Here is an 848-nt window from a genome sequence, read left to right on the forward strand (position 1 = left end):
GGTTCCAGCCGGGCCATCTGGTGTTAAAACGTAAAACGGTAGTGTTTTAAACCTGCGGAGATGGGATCCCACCCTCTTGGGCCTGCTCTATGACCGTATACGTGGTTCAGATCAGCGACCTGCATCTGTTTGCCAAGCCCCATCACCGGCTGCTGGGGGTGGACACGGAAGCCTCTTTCCTGCAGGTGCAAAAGGCCATTGCCGCTCTGGATCCCTTGCCGGATCTGCTGCTGCTTACCGGAGATCTCTCTCAAGATGGCAGTGCGGCATCTTACGCCCGTTTGAGAGCCCATTTGCAGGCTCTCCCCATCGATACTTACTGGTTGGCAGGCAACCACGATCGCCTGCACACCATGAACCAAGAGCTTCATGCCGAGCGGCTATTTGGGGACAAGAGCTTCAGCCGGGAAAATTGGAGCTTTATTTTGTTGAACTCCCTCGTGCCCGGCAAAGATAGCGGTTACCTGACGGAGCGCACGCTGCTGTGGCTGAGACAGGAATTGCAGCGGAGCAAAGCTGCCCAACACCATGTTTTGTTGGCCCTGCACCATCCCCCTTTTTCGGTGGATTCTGCCTGGCTGGATCAAAGTGCCCTGCAGCAGCCGGAGCGGTTGTTTGGGGTTCTGGACGAGTTCGACCACATCCGCCTCGTTGTATTCGGCCATATTCACCAAGACCTGCACCGCCGGCGGGAGGGGGTTGATTACCTGGCTTGTCCCTCAACCTGTGTGCAATTTCGTCCCAAGAGCCCCCAGTTTGGCCTGGAGGTAATTCCCCCTGCCCTGAGGCAGATATGGTTGGAGCGAGATGGCAGCTTCAAAACTCAGGTTCAACGGGTGGGAGCTGCT

1 protein-coding gene is annotated in these 848 nt (G+C 56.7%); it reads left to right on the forward strand.

The genetic code is table 11. The features are described from left to right. Positions 1-89: 89 nt before the first annotated feature. A partial coding sequence (cpdA, locus tag NW820_RS12915; RefSeq protein ID WP_414407710.1) for a 3',5'-cyclic-AMP phosphodiesterase occupies positions 90-848 on the forward strand: 759 nt, incomplete at its 3' end.

Origin of the sequence: Synechococcus sp. R55.7 (assembly GCF_047461955.1) — a bacterium.
In the GTDB taxonomy this organism is placed as follows: Bacteria; Cyanobacteriota; Cyanobacteriia; order Thermostichales; family Thermostichaceae; genus Thermostichus.